We start from the raw sequence: 16039 nt of genomic DNA, 5'->3' as shown, positions 1-16039 counted from the left end.
TTTTGAATGAAAAAGCTCCCTCTATGGGGAGCTTTTTTCACCGATTCGCAACGATGTCGAGAAATGATTCTTTCAATAATTCCAGTTTTTCGTCGCTTTCCTGCTGACTGTCCGCTTTGACGCCAAGGTAGTATTTCACTTTCGGTTCAGTGCCGCTTGGGCGAACACAAACCCACGACCCGTCTTCTAGGAAATACTTCAAGACATTCGATTGCGGCAAGACGATCTCTTCGCTTGTCCCCATATCGACAAGCGTTCGCTTGCGGCTGTCGTAGTCTTCGATTTTCACTACCTTAATGCCAGCAATCGACTCGGGCGGCAATTCCCGTAAGCCACTGAGCAACTGGGTAATTTCGCGCGCGCCTTCAATGCCTTTTTTCGTCACCGAAACGAGCGATTCGCGGTAAAAACCGTGGCGCTCATACAACTCGGTCAATACGCCGTAGAGGTTTTTGCCTTGCTTCTTATAGTATGCAGCTGCTTCAACCAATAGCAACGTCGCTTGCACGGCGTCTTTATCGCGGGCAAAATCACGAATCAAGTAGCCGTAGCTTTCCTCATACCCAAACAAGAACGTAAAGGCATGGTTTTCGTCGTTTTCGCGCAATTTCTCGCCGATAAATTTAAAGCCCGTCAACACATCTTCACTCGCTACGCCGTAGCTTCTAGCTACCGCTTCACCAAATCCGGAAGTAACAATGGTCTTGAAAATGCGCCCATCTTCCGGCAATTCGCCTTTGGCTTGTTTCTGGTCCAATAAATATTCCAGCAAGATGCCGCCGGTTTGGTTGCCTGTCAATAATTCATATTGCGTACCGGTCCAAACTGCCGCCCCGACACGGTCGCCGTCCGGGTCGATGGCAATCAATAAGTCTGCGGTCTGCTCTTCGCCGTATTTCCGGGCGAGGTCAAACGCTGAGGATTCTTCCGGGTTCGGCGATTCCACCGTCGGAAATTCACCGTCCGGCGCCATTTGTTCTTCGACGTAAGTGACGCCCGTGTAGCCCGCTTCCTCAAAAACCCGGCGAACAGTCGCACCTGATGCCCCGTGCAGCGGCGTAAAGACGACGCTGATCGGTTCGACACTAGTTTCTTGCACGGTCAACACCTGGTCGATATAGGCACGGTCGAGCTCTTCCCCGAGGATTTCCAATAAGGAGGAATCGTATTGCTCATTTTCGATGGCCAACTCATCTTCGACACGGCTGACAAAACCAATGACCTGGTCCGCTGCCTCTAGATCCAATTGCGCGCCGTCTTCGCCGTATACTTTATATCCGTTGTACTCAGGCGGGTTGTGGCTTGCGGTGATGACGATGCCCATGAAGGCATTCAACTCACGGACTGTAAACGATAATTGAGGTGTGGTCCGTGGGGCTTCGTAAACATACGCACGAATGCCGGCTGCTGCGAATGTGCGCGCTGATTCTTCTGCAAATTCCGGCGACATGCGGCGGCTGTCGAACGCGATCGCTACGCCTCGGCTCATCGCTTCAGCCCCAAAGCTTTCAATGTAATCGGCGATGCCTTTTGACGCTTTCTTGACAGTATAGACGTTCATACGGTTCGTACCCGGCCCGATCTCTCCGCGCATGCCCCCTGTACCAAACACCAAATCTTGATAAAATGCATCTTCTGCCACCTGCGCATCTTCCGATAGGACTTGCAGCTGTTGTTTTGTATCGACATCTAGCCCCTCGTGTCCGAGCCATTTTTGCATTCGCTGTTTCCATTCCATGGTTCATCCCTCCAATTACTTATCAGTTTACCAAATTTCCCACAAAAAAACCGCCCCTATTCGGAGCGGCTGCAGTTAATCTTGTTTGTATTCCACACGGTACACGTCATGGCGGCGGTCTTTCAGTTGCTTGACCGTGCCGTCTTGGCGCTGGCGTCTAAGAATTTCCAAGTCGACATCCCCAATCAAGACCATCTCGAGGTTCGGGTTGGTCTCCCCGACGATGCCATCACGGGCGAACTCGAAATCAGATGGCGCAAAGATTCCAGATTGCGCGTATTGGATATCCATGTTTTCTGTTTGCGGCAAGTTTCCGACCGTTCCGGAAATGACCGTGTAAATCTGGTTCTCGACTGCGCGGGCTTGTGCGCAATAACGGACGCGCAAATAGCCTTGGCGGTCTTCTGTACAGAACGGCGAGAAGATGATGTTCGCGCCCATGTCCGTCGCAATGCGGGCCAGTTCAGGGAACTCGATGTCGTAGCAGATTTGGATCGCAATTTTTCCGCAATCCGTATCAAATACGCGCACGGAGTCGCCTGCTGAAATGCCCCACCATTTGCGTTCGTTCGGCGTAATGTGAATCTTGTACTGCTTGTCGATCGATCCGTCGCGGCGGAATAAATACGCGATGTTGTAAATTTCGTCATTTTCTTCTTTAACAAAATGCGACCCGCCAATGATGTTGACATTGTAGCGCACCGCAAGATCGGTGAACAGTTCGATATACTGCGGCGTAAATTCCGTCAATTTGCGGACCGCTTGGCTTGGTGATGGTTCATTCAAGAACGACATCAATTGCGTCGTGAAAATTTCCGGGAACACGACGAAATCCGAATGGGCATCAGACGCCACATCGACAAAATACTCGACCTGGTTCGCCAAATCGTCGAATGAATTGATGGCACGCATCAAGTATTGGACGACGCAGATCCGTACCGGCAAACTCGTCTTGAAATGGCGCTTCGAGATCGGTTTGTAATCGACATTGTTCCATTCCATAAGCGTTGCGTATTTGCCCGAAGCTTTATCGTCCTGCAAATAGCCCGGATTGATACGCATCAGCTGGAAACCGTTCATCAATTGGAACGTCAACACAGGATCATAAATTTTATGGCGCGACACCGCATCCACGTATTCACGCGGCGACATTTCGTCTGCGTATTTATGGTAGTTCGGGATACGCCCGCCAATAATGATCGATTTTAAATTCAATTCACGCGCGAGTTCTTTGCGCGCTTCGTACAAACGCTGTCCGACTTGCATGCGGCGGTACTCGGGATGCACCATCACTTCGATGCCGTACATATTATAGCCGTCTTGGTTATGGTTGGTGATATAGCCGCCATCAGTGACATCGTCCCATGTATGGCGATCATCGTATTCATCAAAGTTGATCAAAAGGCTCGAGCAGGAGCCGATGACTTTGCCGTCAAGTTCTGCAACCATCTGTCCTTGTGCGAAAACGCCTAAATGGCTTCTCAGCTGCTCTTCTTTCCAAGGTTCCATGCCCGGAAAGCAAAGCTGCTGCATTTCCAGAATGGCAGGTATATCAGCATAGCTCATCTCGCGGATGATCATGCTTTTTTCAAAATGGGATAAATCGAATTGTTCTGCCACGTTACCGCGCTCCTTCACAAAAGTGTCAAAGTTCATTATAGCCCATACGCCGAGTTGTTGATATTATTTTACTTGTATGATGTTAAGAATTATACTTCAAAAGGAAAGCTTTGTGGAAAAGAGGGACGAAAAATGACGAAGCGTCAAGAAAACAGTTTGCTGTTCATGTGGGCGGTGTCGCTCGTTGCGACGCTGGGCTCGCTGTATTTTTCCCAGGTGCGCGGGTACGTCCCGTGTGAATTATGCTGGGTACAGCGTATCTTCATGTATCCTCTCGTCTTTGTGCTTGGCGTGGCTTACGTGCAGAAAAACCCGCGCATCGCTATGACTTCGCTCGTGCTATCCGTTATCGGAGGGTCGGTTTCGCTGTATCATTACGGCATCCAAAAACTCCGGTTCTTGTCGGATTCGGCACCCTCATGCGGACAAGTGCCGTGCACAGGGGAATATATCAATTACCTCGGATTTATCACCATCCCGTTTCTCGCACTCATCGCCTTCGCTTTGATTGCCGGAACGAGTGTTTATCTGTGGAAATCATTGAAGGAGGAACAATAAGATGAAAAAATTGCTCATTATCGCCGGAGCCGTGCTTGCCATTTTTGCCTTGATCGTCTTCTTGACCAATCAATCGCAAGATGAGAAACTGGCAAACAACCCGTACGGCACAGATGATTTGGAACCATCTACTATCGATCAACTCGACGATGAAAACTACCAAAACATCGCGTTGCCTGAAGATGTCAACGAACAAATCCAAAACGGCGAGCCGACAACTGTCTATTTCTTTAGCCCAACTTGCCAGTTCTGCCAACAGACCACACCGATCTTGATGCCTGTCGCAGATGATATGGAAGTCGATGTGCTGCAATACAACTTGCTTGAATTCGAGCAAGGCTGGTCGGATTATGCGATAGAAGCAACCCCGACACTTGTTCATTATGAAGACGGCAAGGAAGTCGCCCGCTGGACTGGCGCACAACCGAAAGAGAATATCGAACAATTTTTCCAGGAAGTCGTGAAACAATAAACTAAAACGGGATCATGTGCGGTGCGCATGATCCCGTTTTTATGGAGGACGAAACAATGAATTGGACTTACCAAATCCCAGAACAAGGCATGACCGTTACGGACTTATTAAAAAACGAATGGGGCCTCGGCAAAAAGACGGTGCACGAACTGCGCATGGCTAAAGGTGTCCGTCTTGAGGACGGCACAGAACCCCGCTGGCAGGAACCGCTTGATAAAGGGACGAAACTGACCGTTACGATTCCACAAGCCGAGTCGCCGTACCGGCCGAACCCGTCAATCGAACCGGACATTTTATTTGAAGACGAGCATTTCATTATTGCGAATAAACCAAAAGGGCTCGCCACGCATCCGAACGACAACTCTCAAGACGATACGTTCATCAATGGCTTGATCGCTTACGTCCAAAAATCTGGCGGCTCATACATTGAACACATCCACCGCCTTGACCAAGGCACTTCTGGTTTATTGCTATTAGCTAAACACCCGGTCGCCAAAAACGTCATGGACCGGATGGTGGAACAAAAACTCGTGCAGCGTGAATACGAAGCACTTGTCAAAGGATTAGTCCGCGGGCAATCCGGAACGCTCGACTTCCCGCTCGGCCGAGACCGCCACCACGCCACGCGCCGCCGCGTTTCGCCAAACGGGCAAAGTGCTGTGACGCATTACCAGGTCATTAACCGGGCAGACGGCCGCTCCCTGCTTCATCTAACTTTGGAAACTGGGCGTACACACCAGATCCGTGCCCACCTGTCGCACGTCAAGCATCCGATCATCGGTGACGAAGTATACGGAGGCCCGCCGACTGACAATGGCGAATACTTCCTGCACGCTTTCCGCGTCGCATTTAAGCACCCTTTCACCGGTCAGCAAATCGAACTCGAAGCCAAATAATTAACAAAAGGCCAGCGAACCCATTCGCTGGCCTTTTTTTATTAGAGCTTGATTTCGTCCGGATGGGTTCCGCTGCGCCATTCCTGGTTCAGCGCTGAAATCTGTTTCATTTCTTCTTGGCTTAATTCAAAATCGAACACGTCAGCATTTTCAGCAATGCGCGACGGCGTTACGGATTTTGGAATGACAATCAAGTCATTCTGGAGATGCCAGCGGATAATCGTCTGCGCAATCGATTTCCCGTGTGTTTCGCCGATTTCCGACAGCACTGGATCTTCAAGCAGGCGGCCTCTCGCAAGCGGCGACCAAGACGTAACCGCAATGTCCTCGGCTGCGCAAAATTCTCTCAGCGGCTCTTGTGTTAATTGAGGGTGCAATTCGATTTGATTGACCATCGGCTTTGTATTGGCCTTGGCCAGAATTTTCTCCAGATGATGCTGCTGGTGATTCGACACGCCGGCCGCACGGATCAATTTTTCATCGTACAGCCGCTCGATCGCCCGGTAGGTTTCCTCAAATGTTTCCGGAATCGCCCAATGCGTCAAATACAGATCCAGATAGTCCATATCAAGGCGTTTCAGGGAAGCTTCAAACGCACGCAAAGTCTGGTCATAGCCTTGATCGGTGTTCCACACTTTCGACGTGATGAACAGTTCTTCGCGTGGCACGCCGCCAGCCCGTATGGCTTCCCCGACTTCCGCTTCGTTGTCATAGACCGTAGCTGTATCAATCGCTTTATAACCTGTATGAATGGCTTTTACCATCGCTTCGACCGCTGCTTCCTTGTCGGTCATCTTGTAGACCCCAAGGCCAAAACGCGGCATTTCCACTCCATTATGTAAAGTCTTCATCGAGCCAATCGTCAAATCCATCAAAATCCTCCTCCTATTCCTATTCATTGTACAAATAGTGGCAAGGAATTTCGACTAATCGCCACTAGATTAAAAAAACTCTTGCACCCATTATTAAAAACGAATATTATTAAACATGTTGTTTTAAAACGTTCGTGTTTAGAGGGAGGATTTTCCATGTTTCAGTTAAAAGAACACGGAACTGATGTCAGAACCGAGATCACAGCCGGCATGACAACGTTCCTGACAATGGCTTATATCGTCATCGTCAACCCGGTAATTCTCGGAGCTGCCGGTGTTCCGTTCGACCAGGTATTTCTCGCCACCATCATTGCCGCGGTTATCGGTACCTTGTGGATGGCATTGCTCGCCAACTACCCAATTGCCATTGCACCTGGCATGGGGCTTAACGCATACTTCACTTCCATGGTGCTCGCTTCTGGCGGCGCTATTGACTATACGACCGCTTTTGCCGCGGTGTTCGTTTCCGGCTTGCTATTCGTTGCCTTGTCTTTGACGTCGATGCGCAAAATCTTGATCGAGGCCATTCCGGAAAACCTGAAACACGCCATCACGGCAGGCATCGGCTTGTTCATCGCTTTTATCGGCATGCGCCTCAGCGGCTTTATCGTCGCCAATGAAGCCAATCTCGTCGGTCTTGGCGATCTGACTTCTCCACCTGTTGCACTAACACTCGCAGGACTCGCCATCACACTCATTTTCATGTCTTTGAACATCCATGGAGGAATTTTCTTCGGCATGATCGCAACTGGTATTATCGCCTTTTTCACTGGGCAACTAAGCTTTACCGAAGGATTCATGAAATTGCCGTCGCTTCCAGAAGGCATCATCGTCTGGAACCCGATCGAAGCGTTCCTATTGGTTGCCGAATTTGGGCTGTACGGCGTCGTCTTCTCCTTCCTGCTCGTTACGCTTTTCGATACCACCGGAACGATGATCGGTGTCGCAAAACAAGCGGGCCTCATGAAAGACAATAAAATACCGCGCGTACGCCAAGCGCTTCTCGCTGATTCGGTCGCCGCCAGTGCAGGCGCCATGGTTGGCACAAGCCCGACCAGCGCTTATGTCGAATCCTCTGCCGGCGTCGCTGCTGGCGGACGCACAGGGCTGACGACTTTGACCGTCGCGATTCTGTTCATCGCAGCTGCCTTTTTCGGTCCGCTCGTCGGCTCGCTTTCGGGAGTCGCCGCGATCACCGCTCCCGCGCTCATCATCGTCGGCAGCCTGATGATCGGTGCCGTCAAAGAAATCGATTGGGATCAATTCGACGAAGCGTTCCCGGCGTTCCTGATCGTTCTTGCGATGCCGCTCACATCAAGCATCGCAACCGGTATCGCACTTGGATTCATCTCTTACCCACTGATGAAAATTTTCAAAGGCAAGTGGAAATCCGTTCACCCGATCTTGTATATTTTCGCTGTGCTGTTCACGATCCAAATCCTTATCGCACCACATTAAAAAATCCTCCGTACACTTCTGTGCGGAGGATTTTTTAATAGCTTAGGAAAATTGCCTACCTAAAAAGCACCGATTGCTCGGTGCTTTTGCTGTTATGCTCTAGCTGAACGTCCGGACATAGCCGCTGACAGCAATAGCACGATCGCTGTCAATAAGTGCAGCGCCCAGCCCACTACTGGAATCCAAGCGAGTGCACTCGTAATGATCCCCATAATCGAGCCGAACTTCGGCGAATATTCTTTAAAGCAAAAGAACAACGTAATCGCATGCAGCACGAACATGATGCCGAGTGGTGCGTAGCCTGCGGAAATCACAAATCCGCCCCCGATGAACGGAATGGCCAGAAATGCCTCCGCAAGACCTGTAATCCAAAGCAATGCAACGGATGTCTTCATTTTCATATCAGTTCATCCCTTCCTTTTCTTCCTACCCCTTTATACGCATCACATCCAAAAAAGTTTCAAGTTTGTCGGATGGACGGAAAATGTCCATATTTTCGAGCGGGTTCCATATTTCATTTTTCCCTGCTGTACGCTATACTAAACACAGATGCAAATTTCAAGGAGGTCGTCATTCATGAACTTGATCTTAATCTTGGGGATTTGTGTATCGTTTTTGGTAGCTATCTTCACTGCTGGATACGATGACAAACCAGGCACAGACAAAAGACAATAATCTGTAATGCAAAAGGACAGCGCCCACGCGCTGTCCTTTTTTGTCGTTCATTTCAAATTCGGGAAATCCTGTTGGCGCAGTGCTTCATACATCAAGATCGCTGCCGTGTTCGACAAATTGAGCGAACGGATATGCTCATTCATCGGAATGCGCAAACAACGCTCTAAATTGGCATCAATCAATTCTCTCGGCAAGCCTTTCGTCTCCTGCCCGAAGACGAAGAAATAATCCTCTTCCGTATCGGAAAAATCAAACGTGCTATACGTCTTTGTACCAAATTTCGTAATGTAGTGGTATTTGCCTTCAGGGTAAGCTGCAAACAACTCATCGAGGCCATCATGATAATGGATATCGACATGCTCCCAATAATCGAGCCCCGCCCGTTTGAGCATCTTGTCATCTGTTGAAAACCCGAGTGGCTTGATTAGATGAAGGCTGACGCCCGTTCCCGCACAAGAGCGTGCAATGTTCCCGGTATTCGCCGGAATTAATGGTTGATATAGAACAATGTGTATTCCCAAATTTCTTCACTTATCCTTTCGTTTCTGCAGAAAAGAATGCCAGGCCTTTTTCAATTTCCGCCAGCACCTCTTCATCTGTCTCTTGCTGTCGTGCGCGTTCTAACGCTTGTCTGCCCTCATCTATTCCGATGCGGCCGAGTGCCCAAGCCGCCGTCCCCCGAATGACCGGTCGCGGATCTGCCTTCATCAAGTCGATCAATGTCGGCACGGCCGATTGTTCCTTGAAATGGGCAAGCGCCAAAATAGCATTGCGCTGGATTGGTTTTTTGCCCCGCCACGAACCTGACACATGGCCGAATTTCTCTTTGAATTCCCTATTGGAAATCGTCAGCAGCGGCTCAAGTAAGGGTTTGGCAATGTCCGGGTCCGGATCGAATTCCGGATGGATGCGATTGGCTTTGCGCTTATTTTTCGGACAAACCGTCTGACACGTGTCGCAGCCGTAAATCCGGTTGCCGATTTTCGACCGGAACTCATCTGGCAGAAAGCCTTTCGTCTGTGTCAAAAACGAAATGCAGCGCTGGGCATTGAGCTGCCCGCCCTCGACAATCGCGCCGGTCGGGCAGGTGTCGATGCACAAACGGCAGTCACCACACTGATCTTCCAACGGTTCATCGTAGGCAAATGGGATATTAGTGATCATTTCGCCCAAATAGACGTATGAGCCAAATTCCGGCGTAATGATATTGGTGTTTTTCGCACTCCATCCAATACCCGCACGCTCTGCTACGGCACGGTCAGACAATTCGCCGGTATCAACCATCGATTTCATACGCGCTTCCGGATAATGCGCGGCGATGAACGATTCGAGCAACGCCAAACGATCGCGCAGCGCCGCATGATAATCTTTGCCCCAGGAAGAACGCGAGAAAATTCCACGCCTCGCCCCTTTGACGCCTGGTGTCGCCCCTTCCATTTTAGATGGATAGGCAATCGCAATCGCAATGATGCTAACCGGTTCTTCCATCAACAATTCCGGTCGCGTCCGTTTTTCCACATCCGATTCCTCAAAACCTGACTGGAAATTCAATTGCTGTTGACGGATCAACCTATGCTTTAAATTAAAAAAAGGTTCGGCTGAAGCAAAGCCGATTTTGTCAATTCCGATTTCCGAGGCATACGCTACTAGTTGTTGTTGGAATTGATCCAAGTTCATGTTGATAACTCCTTGCCCCAATTTATGGTAAGATGATTCTATTATTCACGGAAAGGATGGTCGCTGTGGACTTCCACGTAAACCCTGAAATGACAGAGATCCTGCCTGATTTCAAAATCGGTATTATTCATTATAACAATATCACCGTTTCGGATTCACCTCAAATGTTAAAAGGCCGTCTCCAACTGTTCCAAGAGCAATTATTCTTTGACATGGTTGACAAGGAATTGACTGATTTTCCTGGTCTTCTTGAATGGAGACTTGCCTGGAAAGCGCTTGGAGGCGACCCGAGCCGCTACCGTCCGTCTGCAGAAGCCTTGTACCGCAGGGTGCGCAAGCAAAACTATTTAGATCCCGTCAATTCAGCCATCGACATGAACAGCTTTTTGTCGCTTCAATACGAAATCCCACTTGGCCTATATGACGCCTCACAAATCGAGGGTGACGTCGAAATTGGGATCGGAACCATAGAGGACCGATACGAAGGATTGAACAACCGCGACAATACACTCGATAAAATCATCGTCACACGCGACGCTAAAGGCGCATTCGGCAGCCCTTACGTCGATTCCAAGCGGACTGCCGTGACACCTCACACAACAGATGCCATACATGTATTTTACCTCCGTCCATCGATGAACCGTGACAATGCCATCCAGCTATTGACTGCTGCGGGCAATATGTTTACGGGCATCAATGGCGGCGAAGCACAATTATTCGTCCTTTAACTGCCTGAAGCAGATGCTTCAGGCAGATTCTTTTTATTCTCCTGAAAACTCTAGTATTCTTTTGATACTGAGATAAAAAAGAGGGATGAAACATGAAAAAAGTTCATAGCGACGTTATTCAATTCCGTGGCAGCCATTATGATTTCGGCTACCATCAAGGAGAATTATTAAGAGATTCACTGCTATTGCCGAACCGAAAAATACAGCGCGGCCAGAACAGCAAGCAGCTGTTGGTAGATGAAACCAAAGCCATCGACATGCTCGAACGTTTTGCTCCGCGCATCTGGGAAGAAATCGAAGGCTTGGCCGATGCGTTGAAATGGCCGTTTTACGACGCCTTGCGTGAATTCGGCGGCTATTATATCGAATATACACGAAGTGGCTGTTCGATCCTGAGCCGCTCCGATTTTCTAGTCAGAAATTACGATAGTTCTCCACAAGGCTACGAAGGCAGGTTCGCCTTATATGAACCAACTGACGGGGGCTATGCATCCATCGGGCCGTCCATGCAAATTACCGGGCGGACGGATGGACTTAACGAGAAAGGGCTCGCCATGGGCTATAATTTCATCAACCGCCGCAATTCAGCGGATGGGTTTATCTGCAATATGATCGGCCGCTTGATTCTCGAGCACTGCGCAACTATCGAGGAAGCCGTTGATTTATTGAAAGAGCTGCCCCACCGCCGCTCGTTTAGCTATGTATTGCTGGATAAAAGCGGGCGTTCGATCGTAGCTGAAACTTCTCCGCGAAATGTAATCGTTCGGGAAGCAGCCGTATCGACAAACCATTTTGAAGTATTATCAGAAGAAAACCGCTACCAGATCGACGACTCCAAACGCCGTGAAGACGCGCTGCTTTCTCACACTACTACTTCAAACGATGCGTATTCGGCATTCCGGTTATTGAACGACTCGGACCAAGGCGTATTTTCTACCAAATACAGCACCGCATCCGGCACCTTGCATACTGCTTCCTATTTCCCAAACAGCCTAGAAGTCGGCTTTGCCATCGGTCCTGATCGTTTGCCGCTCATGTTCGATTTTCAAAAATGGCTTCATGGCGAACGCTTGCTAGCAAAACGCATTAACGGGAAAATCGATACCCATTTTCCGTTTCCATATCTTGACGACCTGTCTTCATTACAGCAAAAAAACGGCTAGAGCGTGCGAGTGCTCTAGCCGTTTTTCATTTGAACAAAGCATCGGTATGGGCAAACCCGATGCCGGTATCGATTTGTCCATGAATGGATTCAGTACCGACAGGATTTCCGGCAAGCCATTTCTGAAAATTGAACACTTCAGGCTCCTGGTCACCACCCAAGGCGAACCACACTTCCCCTTCTTTTGGTAAATAGACAGATGTATGGATGGTTCCAGCCCAACTCTTGTAGAGATCCGAAAACAATCCGCGACCAGTGTCATTAAATAGCCGGTAGGCACGATAGGCTTCCGCCACTTCTCCCGCATTTCGCTCAATGACCGACAATCGTTCATAGGAGTCTTTCAAATAATTACGGTTTTCTTGTTTCTGAATTTCAAAATGATTCGTGCAGGCCGTTGCATCGCGCACCACAACTTTGCGCGGTGTCGCCTCAATAACTTTTGTCGCGCCGCTCTTATCTGTCACGACATAGCTGAACGACCCACGATGCGGGATATCTTTCACTAAAGCGACAGCTTCATTGACAGTCGAGCAGCTCTCTAGAATAATACGCCCGATCATATAACAGACAAAGCCATCCCCCGGATTTTTTCGGTGCATAAAGTTATAGCCCATCGCGAGACCTTGCTCATTCATGCCATCCATGCGGCCCAGTATGCGCTGACTCGGCCCGATGATAGCATTTCCCTTATCAGGCTGAAATAAGCAGAACCTGCCTTCATACGTCTGCGGATGAAAGTCATAATTGCGCACAAGAAAATCTTCACCGCTGACAATCGAGCAGCCCGATGGTGGTGCATCAATCCGGTAACCACCAAAATCACGAAGCACTTCATCAATCGGAAGCTTGAGGCTATCTTCAAGGCCTTTCAGCTCCTCCCACAATTTCGGGGCATATTCGTTAAATGCAGCTTGCGCTTCAGCCGGGTCGATGACAAAACGCGGCCTTTTGCTCTTCCATTGACCCCTGCGGTTCTGCAGCGTAATTGACTCTTTGAGCGCACTGCCCTGCATCACTCCATAATCATAATGGCTCCCTCTAAATTCGACGACTTCACTATGTATCTGTCTCATAATTCCTCCTCCATTATCAACACAAGTCTTCCTATTAAAAATCATTGTATTTTTCCAGATCTACTCGCTGCCTTAATAATTTCAGTACGATATAAGCCCCCGTCCCAGAGGAAGAATTCACACTTCAGTCAAATACATCCTGATGCCCAGCACTCACAAGCTTTTTCGCGAGGGAACTCTATCATTGTAATCCGTATGCTTAATAGCAGGCACTAGAAGGCATTCCAGGCCTTGTAACTGCTTAGGCGGCCCTCTTTAGTCATGATTTAGTTTCCTTCGCTTGAAATTAGCTACAATAGCTTTTCCGCAGGTCTCCCTTACGCATGTCCATTTACTCCTCTAATTCCCCATCGAAGCAACGTTTACATTCCTTCTCGTAAATAACCAACCTCCACCTGACTCTATGATGCCAACTATTAATAACACGTATATTAACACATCATGAAAATACTTTAAAAATTTTACAATTTCTTTCGTTAGGGCAACCTCTTAAGCCCAAATGTTCTCGGGCTTTATGACGCTTCAGCCTCTTTCCATTCTACTTCAAAAAAAGCTGCCTCTTCCCTCAGTCCAGCCACCATTTTCAAAAATTTTGGGCTTGAGTTACTTTAAAACTTCATCCCATATGATCCCTTAAGTATTTCAATATACACAAAAAAGGCACCTCCCAATAGAAGCTGCCCTTTGCTAGATTTTTAGAATGCATATGAGCGGACTCGCCCAGCACAGTGTTTTCATCACAAGTCTCTGGATTTAGCACGTCTGTCAATTCCTCACAGATTCCCCCTGCCCTTAAGAAGCAGAATCTTTCTATTTTCAATAAGCTGCATTAGATAAAATAAGCAATAATACAAAACAAAAAGCCCCGACAAATGTCAGGGCTTTTTATTTTCATTGCTTGGCAGAGCAATGATTATGATACCGGCGGTCGGGGTCGAACCGACACTCCCGTGAAGGAACGGGATTTTGAGTCCCGCGCGTCTGCCAATTCCGCCACGCCGGCAAAATTAACTCCAGAAGCAATTGTATATGGCTTTCAGGAACATTTATTATTATATTAGTAAATCGTTTGTTTTGCAAGGGGTATACGTTATTTTTTTAAAAAACTTCTTTTCTTTAATACACTGGCCGCTTTCTTCATTAATTACCCAAAAGAAAAACCCTCGACTATTGAAGTCGAAGGTTTTAACTTTCATCACTTGGCAGAGTGATGATCATGATACCGGCGGTCGGGGTCGAACCGACACTCCCGTGAAGGAACGGGATTTTGAGTCCCGCGCGTCTGCCAATTCCGCCACGCCGGCAAAATAGTTTGGAGGCGGCAACCGGACTCGAACCGGTGGTAAGGGTGTTGCAGACCCATGCCTTACCGCTTGGCTATGCCGCCTAAATAATGGAGCGGAAGACGGGGGTCGAACCCGCGACCTCCACCTTGGCAAGGTGGCGTTCTACCACTGAACTACTTCCGCAAAGCTGGGGTACCTGGATTCGAACCAGGGCATGACGGGATCAAAACCCGTTGCCTTACCGCTTGGCTATACCCCAATAATACTGGGGCGGACGAGGGGAATTGAACCCCCGAGTGCCGGAATCACAATCCGGTGCGTTAACCACTTCGCCACGACCGCCACGTTATTATTATGTATGGTATGAAATTTTCAAGAAAATCATGGGGCGGACGAGGGGAATTGAACCCCCGAGTGCCGGAATCACAATCCGGTGCGTTAACCACTTCGCCACGACCGCCACGTTATTATTATGTATGGTATGAAATTTTCAAGAAAATCATGGGGCGGACGAGGGGAATTGAACCCCCGAGTGCCGGAATCACAATCCGGTGCGTTAACCACTTCGCCACGACCGCCAAAATATAATTTTAAAAATGGCAGGGGCAGTAGGAATCGAACCCACATCGGAGGTTTTGGAGACCTCTGTTCTACCGTTAAACTATGCCCCTAAAAACTGGTGGTGGGGGGCAGATTCGAACTGCCGAACCCGAAGGAGCGGATTTACAGTCCGCCGCGTTTAGCCACTTCGCTACCCCACCTAATGGTGCCGGAGAAAGGACTTGAACCCTCAACCTACTGATTACAAGTCAGTTGCTCTACCAGTTGAGCTACTCCGGCATGGAGAAAAAATATGGTGGGTCAGGACGGAATCGAACCGCCGACACTTAGAGCTTCAATCTAATGCTCTACCGACTGAGCTACTGACCCATATTAGTAATAAAAATGGCGGTCCCGACCGGGATCGAACCGGCGATCTCCTGCGTGACAGGCAGGCATGTTAACCGCTACACCACGGGACCATTTGGTTGCGGGGGCAGGATTTGAACCTGCGACCTTTGGGTTATGAGCCCAACGAGCTACCGAACTGCTCCACCCCGCGACAATAATATTTCACTCTCTTTTTATAAACTTGAAAGAAATGGTGGAGGATGACGGGATCGAACCGCCGACCCTCTGCTTGTAAGGCAGATGCTCTCCCAGCTGAGCTAATCCTCCATGGAAATTAAATGGTGACCCCTACGGGATTCGAACCCGTGTTACCGCCGTGAAAGGGCGGTGTCTTAACCGCTTGACCAAGGGGCCTTTAATTTTGAGCTTAAGATACTGGCGGAGAGCAAGGGATTCGAACCCTTGAGACGGTTGCCCGCCTACATGATTTCCAATCATGCTCCTTCGGCCACTCGGACAGCTCTCCAAAATTGGCTCCGAAGGTAGGACTCGAACCTACGACCATCGCATTAACAGTGCGGTGCTCTACCACTGAGCTACTTCGGAATAATATCCAGCCTAGCGACGTCCTACTCTCACAGGGGGAACCCCCCAACTACCATCGGCGCAAAAGAGCTTAACTTCCGTGTTCGGGATGGGAACGGGTGTGGCCTCTTTGCCATCATCACTAGACTGTAAAGTTTTTGAAAGACAAGATTTATTATATCAATAATACCGATTATTTCAAGCATTTTTTTGCCTTTAGGCAAAAATTCTTATTCTTTCAAAACTAGATAAATCGACATTGGATTATGGAAACGCATTTCAGTTATTGGTTAAGTCCTCGATCGATTAGTATTCGTCAGCTGCACGTGTCGCCACGCTTCCACC

General features: G+C 48.8%; 13 protein-coding genes, 18 tRNA genes and 1 rRNA gene. 6 read left to right on the top strand and 26 right to left on the bottom strand.

From position 1 onward, the window contains the following. Positions 1 to 37: 37 nt before the first annotated feature. Together AY633_RS13890 and AY633_RS13885 are read right to left on the bottom strand one after the other, a co-directional pair. Positions 38 to 1738, bottom strand: a complete 1701-nt coding sequence (locus AY633_RS13890; protein ID WP_068488864.1) for a phospho-sugar mutase — start codon at positions 1736 to 1738, stop codon at positions 38 to 40. 75 nt (positions 1739 to 1813) lie between these two features. Continuing rightward, positions 1814 to 3358 carry a carbon-nitrogen hydrolase family protein gene (locus tag AY633_RS13885; protein WP_068488863.1) on the bottom strand — a complete coding sequence of 515 codons (1545 nt, stop codon included), beginning with the start codon at positions 3356 to 3358 and terminating at the stop codon, positions 1814 to 1816. A gap of 132 nt (positions 3359 to 3490) precedes the next feature. Here AY633_RS13885 and AY633_RS13880 point away from each other — a divergent pair, with 132 nt between their 5' ends. From AY633_RS13880 to AY633_RS13870, 3 genes are read left to right on the top strand one after another with little or no spacing between them, the layout of a single operon-like run. Further along, the gene (locus tag AY633_RS13880; protein ID WP_068461211.1) at positions 3491 to 3916 is read left to right on the top strand and encodes a disulfide oxidoreductase; all 426 of its coding nucleotides are present in this window, start codon (positions 3491 to 3493) and stop codon (positions 3914 to 3916) included. A 1-nt stretch (position 3917) separates the two neighbouring features. Beyond that, positions 3918 to 4388: a thioredoxin family protein gene (locus AY633_RS13875; RefSeq protein ID WP_068488862.1), complete on the top strand. Its 471-nt coding sequence runs from the start codon at positions 3918 to 3920 to the stop codon at positions 4386 to 4388. Between the two features lie 56 nt (positions 4389 to 4444). Then, positions 4445 to 5284: an RluA family pseudouridine synthase gene (locus tag AY633_RS13870; protein ID WP_068488861.1), complete on the top strand. Its 840-nt coding sequence runs from the start codon at positions 4445 to 4447 to the stop codon at positions 5282 to 5284. 41 nt (positions 5285 to 5325) lie between these two features. Here AY633_RS13870 and AY633_RS13865 read toward each other — a convergent pair whose 3' ends face one another. Further along, positions 5326 to 6156 carry an aldo/keto reductase gene (locus AY633_RS13865; protein WP_068488860.1) on the bottom strand — a complete coding sequence of 277 codons (831 nt, stop codon included), beginning with the start codon at positions 6154 to 6156 and terminating at the stop codon, positions 5326 to 5328. A gap of 156 nt (positions 6157 to 6312) precedes the next feature. Here AY633_RS13865 and AY633_RS13860 point away from each other — a divergent pair, with 156 nt between their 5' ends. Beyond that, positions 6313 to 7614: an NCS2 family permease gene (locus AY633_RS13860; RefSeq protein WP_068488859.1), complete on the top strand. Its 1302-nt coding sequence runs from the start codon at positions 6313 to 6315 to the stop codon at positions 7612 to 7614. A gap of 92 nt (positions 7615 to 7706) precedes the next feature. Here AY633_RS13860 and AY633_RS13855 read toward each other — a convergent pair whose 3' ends face one another. From AY633_RS13855 to queG, 3 genes are all read right to left on the bottom strand, one after another. Next, on the bottom strand, positions 7707 to 8015 hold the full coding sequence (locus AY633_RS13855; RefSeq protein ID WP_082799252.1) for a hypothetical protein: 309 nt from the start codon (positions 8013 to 8015) through the stop codon (positions 7707 to 7709). Between the two features lie 321 nt (positions 8016 to 8336). Next, on the bottom strand, positions 8337 to 8810 hold the full coding sequence (trmL, locus tag AY633_RS13850) for a tRNA (uridine(34)/cytosine(34)/5-carboxymethylaminomethyluridine(34)-2'-O)-methyltransferase TrmL (RefSeq protein ID WP_068461200.1): 474 nt from the start codon (positions 8808 to 8810) through the stop codon (positions 8337 to 8339). 10 nt (positions 8811 to 8820) lie between these two features. After that, a complete protein-coding gene (gene queG, locus AY633_RS13845) occupies positions 8821 to 9966 on the bottom strand; it encodes a tRNA epoxyqueuosine(34) reductase QueG (RefSeq protein WP_068488858.1) in 1146 nt (381 codons plus the stop codon). 56 nt (positions 9967 to 10022) lie between these two features. On the opposite strand from queG, the gene AY633_RS13840 reads away from it, so the two are divergent. Together AY633_RS13840 and AY633_RS13835 are read left to right on the top strand one after the other, a co-directional pair. Then, positions 10023 to 10694, top strand: a complete 672-nt coding sequence (locus tag AY633_RS13840; RefSeq protein WP_068488857.1) for a B3/B4 domain-containing protein — start codon at positions 10023 to 10025, stop codon at positions 10692 to 10694. Positions 10695 to 10786: 92 nt separating this feature from the next. Continuing rightward, positions 10787 to 11857: a C45 family autoproteolytic acyltransferase/hydolase gene (locus AY633_RS13835; RefSeq protein WP_068488856.1), complete on the top strand. Its 1071-nt coding sequence runs from the start codon at positions 10787 to 10789 to the stop codon at positions 11855 to 11857. Positions 11858 to 11882: 25 nt separating this feature from the next. Here the strand turns inward: AY633_RS13835 and AY633_RS13830 are convergent, their stop codons facing one another. From AY633_RS13830 to rrf, 20 genes are all read right to left on the bottom strand, one after another. Then, the gene (locus tag AY633_RS13830; RefSeq protein WP_068488855.1) at positions 11883 to 12932 is read right to left on the bottom strand and encodes a C45 family autoproteolytic acyltransferase/hydolase; all 1050 of its coding nucleotides are present in this window, start codon (positions 12930 to 12932) and stop codon (positions 11883 to 11885) included. Positions 12933 to 13851: 919 nt separating this feature from the next. Continuing rightward, positions 13852 to 13935, bottom strand: a tRNA-Leu gene (locus AY633_RS13825). Positions 13936 to 14152: 217 nt separating this feature from the next. Next, positions 14153 to 14236 (bottom strand) — tRNA-Leu (locus AY633_RS13820). Positions 14237 to 14245: 9 nt separating this feature from the next. Then, positions 14246 to 14319 (bottom strand) — tRNA-Cys (locus tag AY633_RS13815). Positions 14320 to 14326: 7 nt separating this feature from the next. Then, positions 14327 to 14401: transfer RNA gene (locus AY633_RS13810), tRNA-Gly, on the bottom strand. 4 nt (positions 14402 to 14405) lie between these two features. Continuing rightward, positions 14406 to 14477 (bottom strand) — tRNA-Gln (locus tag AY633_RS13805). A gap of 7 nt (positions 14478 to 14484) precedes the next feature. Beyond that, positions 14485 to 14560, bottom strand: a tRNA-His gene (locus tag AY633_RS13800). A 42-nt stretch (positions 14561 to 14602) separates the two neighbouring features. After that, positions 14603 to 14678 (bottom strand) — tRNA-His (locus AY633_RS13795). 42 nt (positions 14679 to 14720) lie between these two features. After that, a tRNA-His gene (locus AY633_RS13790) sits at positions 14721 to 14796 on the bottom strand. A 19-nt stretch (positions 14797 to 14815) separates the two neighbouring features. Continuing rightward, positions 14816 to 14889 (bottom strand) — tRNA-Trp (locus AY633_RS13785). A 6-nt stretch (positions 14890 to 14895) separates the two neighbouring features. Then, positions 14896 to 14979 (bottom strand) — tRNA-Tyr (locus AY633_RS13780). A 3-nt stretch (positions 14980 to 14982) separates the two neighbouring features. Then, positions 14983 to 15058 (bottom strand) — tRNA-Thr (locus AY633_RS13775). 14 nt (positions 15059 to 15072) lie between these two features. After that, positions 15073 to 15148, bottom strand: a tRNA-Phe gene (locus tag AY633_RS13770). Positions 15149 to 15164: 16 nt separating this feature from the next. Beyond that, positions 15165 to 15240: transfer RNA gene (locus AY633_RS13765), tRNA-Asp, on the bottom strand. A gap of 3 nt (positions 15241 to 15243) precedes the next feature. Further along, positions 15244 to 15320 (bottom strand) — tRNA-Met (locus tag AY633_RS13760). Between the two features lie 40 nt (positions 15321 to 15360). After that, positions 15361 to 15436, bottom strand: a tRNA-Val gene (locus AY633_RS13755). Between the two features lie 12 nt (positions 15437 to 15448). Further along, positions 15449 to 15523 (bottom strand) — tRNA-Glu (locus AY633_RS13750). Between the two features lie 22 nt (positions 15524 to 15545). After that, positions 15546 to 15635: transfer RNA gene (locus AY633_RS13745), tRNA-Ser, on the bottom strand. Between the two features lie 5 nt (positions 15636 to 15640). Continuing rightward, positions 15641 to 15715, bottom strand: a tRNA-Asn gene (locus AY633_RS13740). 10 nt (positions 15716 to 15725) lie between these two features. Then, positions 15726 to 15841: ribosomal RNA gene (gene rrf, locus AY633_RS13735) — 5S ribosomal RNA — on the bottom strand. Positions 15842 to 16039: the final 198 nt, after the last annotated feature.

Source organism: Planococcus maritimus, from assembly GCF_001592825.1.
Classification (GTDB): domain Bacteria; phylum Bacillota; class Bacilli; order Bacillales_A; family Planococcaceae; genus Planococcus; species Planococcus maritimus_C.
The sequence above is the reverse complement of the archived record's forward strand: the minus strand, read 5'-3'. Positions and strand labels throughout refer to the sequence as shown.

Bases quoted from the DNA above. Each gene is read 5' to 3' on its own strand.
- AY633_RS13870 (WP_068488861.1), top strand. From the start codon at position 4,445: ATGAATTGGACTTACCAAATCCCAGAACAAGGCATGACCGTTACGGAC.
- AY633_RS13880 (WP_068461211.1), top strand. From the start codon at position 3,491: ATGACGAAGCGTCAAGAAAACAGTTTGCTGTTCATGTGGGCGGTGTCG.
- AY633_RS13890 (WP_068488864.1), bottom strand. From the start codon at position 1,738: ATGGAATGGAAACAGCGAATGCAAAAATGGCTCGGACACGAGGGGCTA.
- AY633_RS13860 (WP_068488859.1), top strand. From the start codon at position 6,313: ATGTTTCAGTTAAAAGAACACGGAACTGATGTCAGAACCGAGATCACA.
- queG (WP_068488858.1), bottom strand. From the start codon at position 9,966: ATGAACTTGGATCAATTCCAACAACAACTAGTAGCGTATGCCTCGGAA.
- AY633_RS13835 (WP_068488856.1), top strand. From the start codon at position 10,787: ATGAAAAAAGTTCATAGCGACGTTATTCAATTCCGTGGCAGCCATTAT.
- AY633_RS13865 (WP_068488860.1), bottom strand. From the start codon at position 6,156: ATGGATTTGACGATTGGCTCGATGAAGACTTTACATAATGGAGTGGAA.
- AY633_RS13875 (WP_068488862.1), top strand. From the start codon at position 3,918: ATGAAAAAATTGCTCATTATCGCCGGAGCCGTGCTTGCCATTTTTGCC.
- AY633_RS13840 (WP_068488857.1), top strand. From the start codon at position 10,023: ATGGTCGCTGTGGACTTCCACGTAAACCCTGAAATGACAGAGATCCTG.
- AY633_RS13855 (WP_082799252.1), bottom strand. From the start codon at position 8,015: ATGAAAATGAAGACATCCGTTGCATTGCTTTGGATTACAGGTCTTGCG.
- AY633_RS13830 (WP_068488855.1), bottom strand. From the start codon at position 12,932: ATGAGACAGATACATAGTGAAGTCGTCGAATTTAGAGGGAGCCATTAT.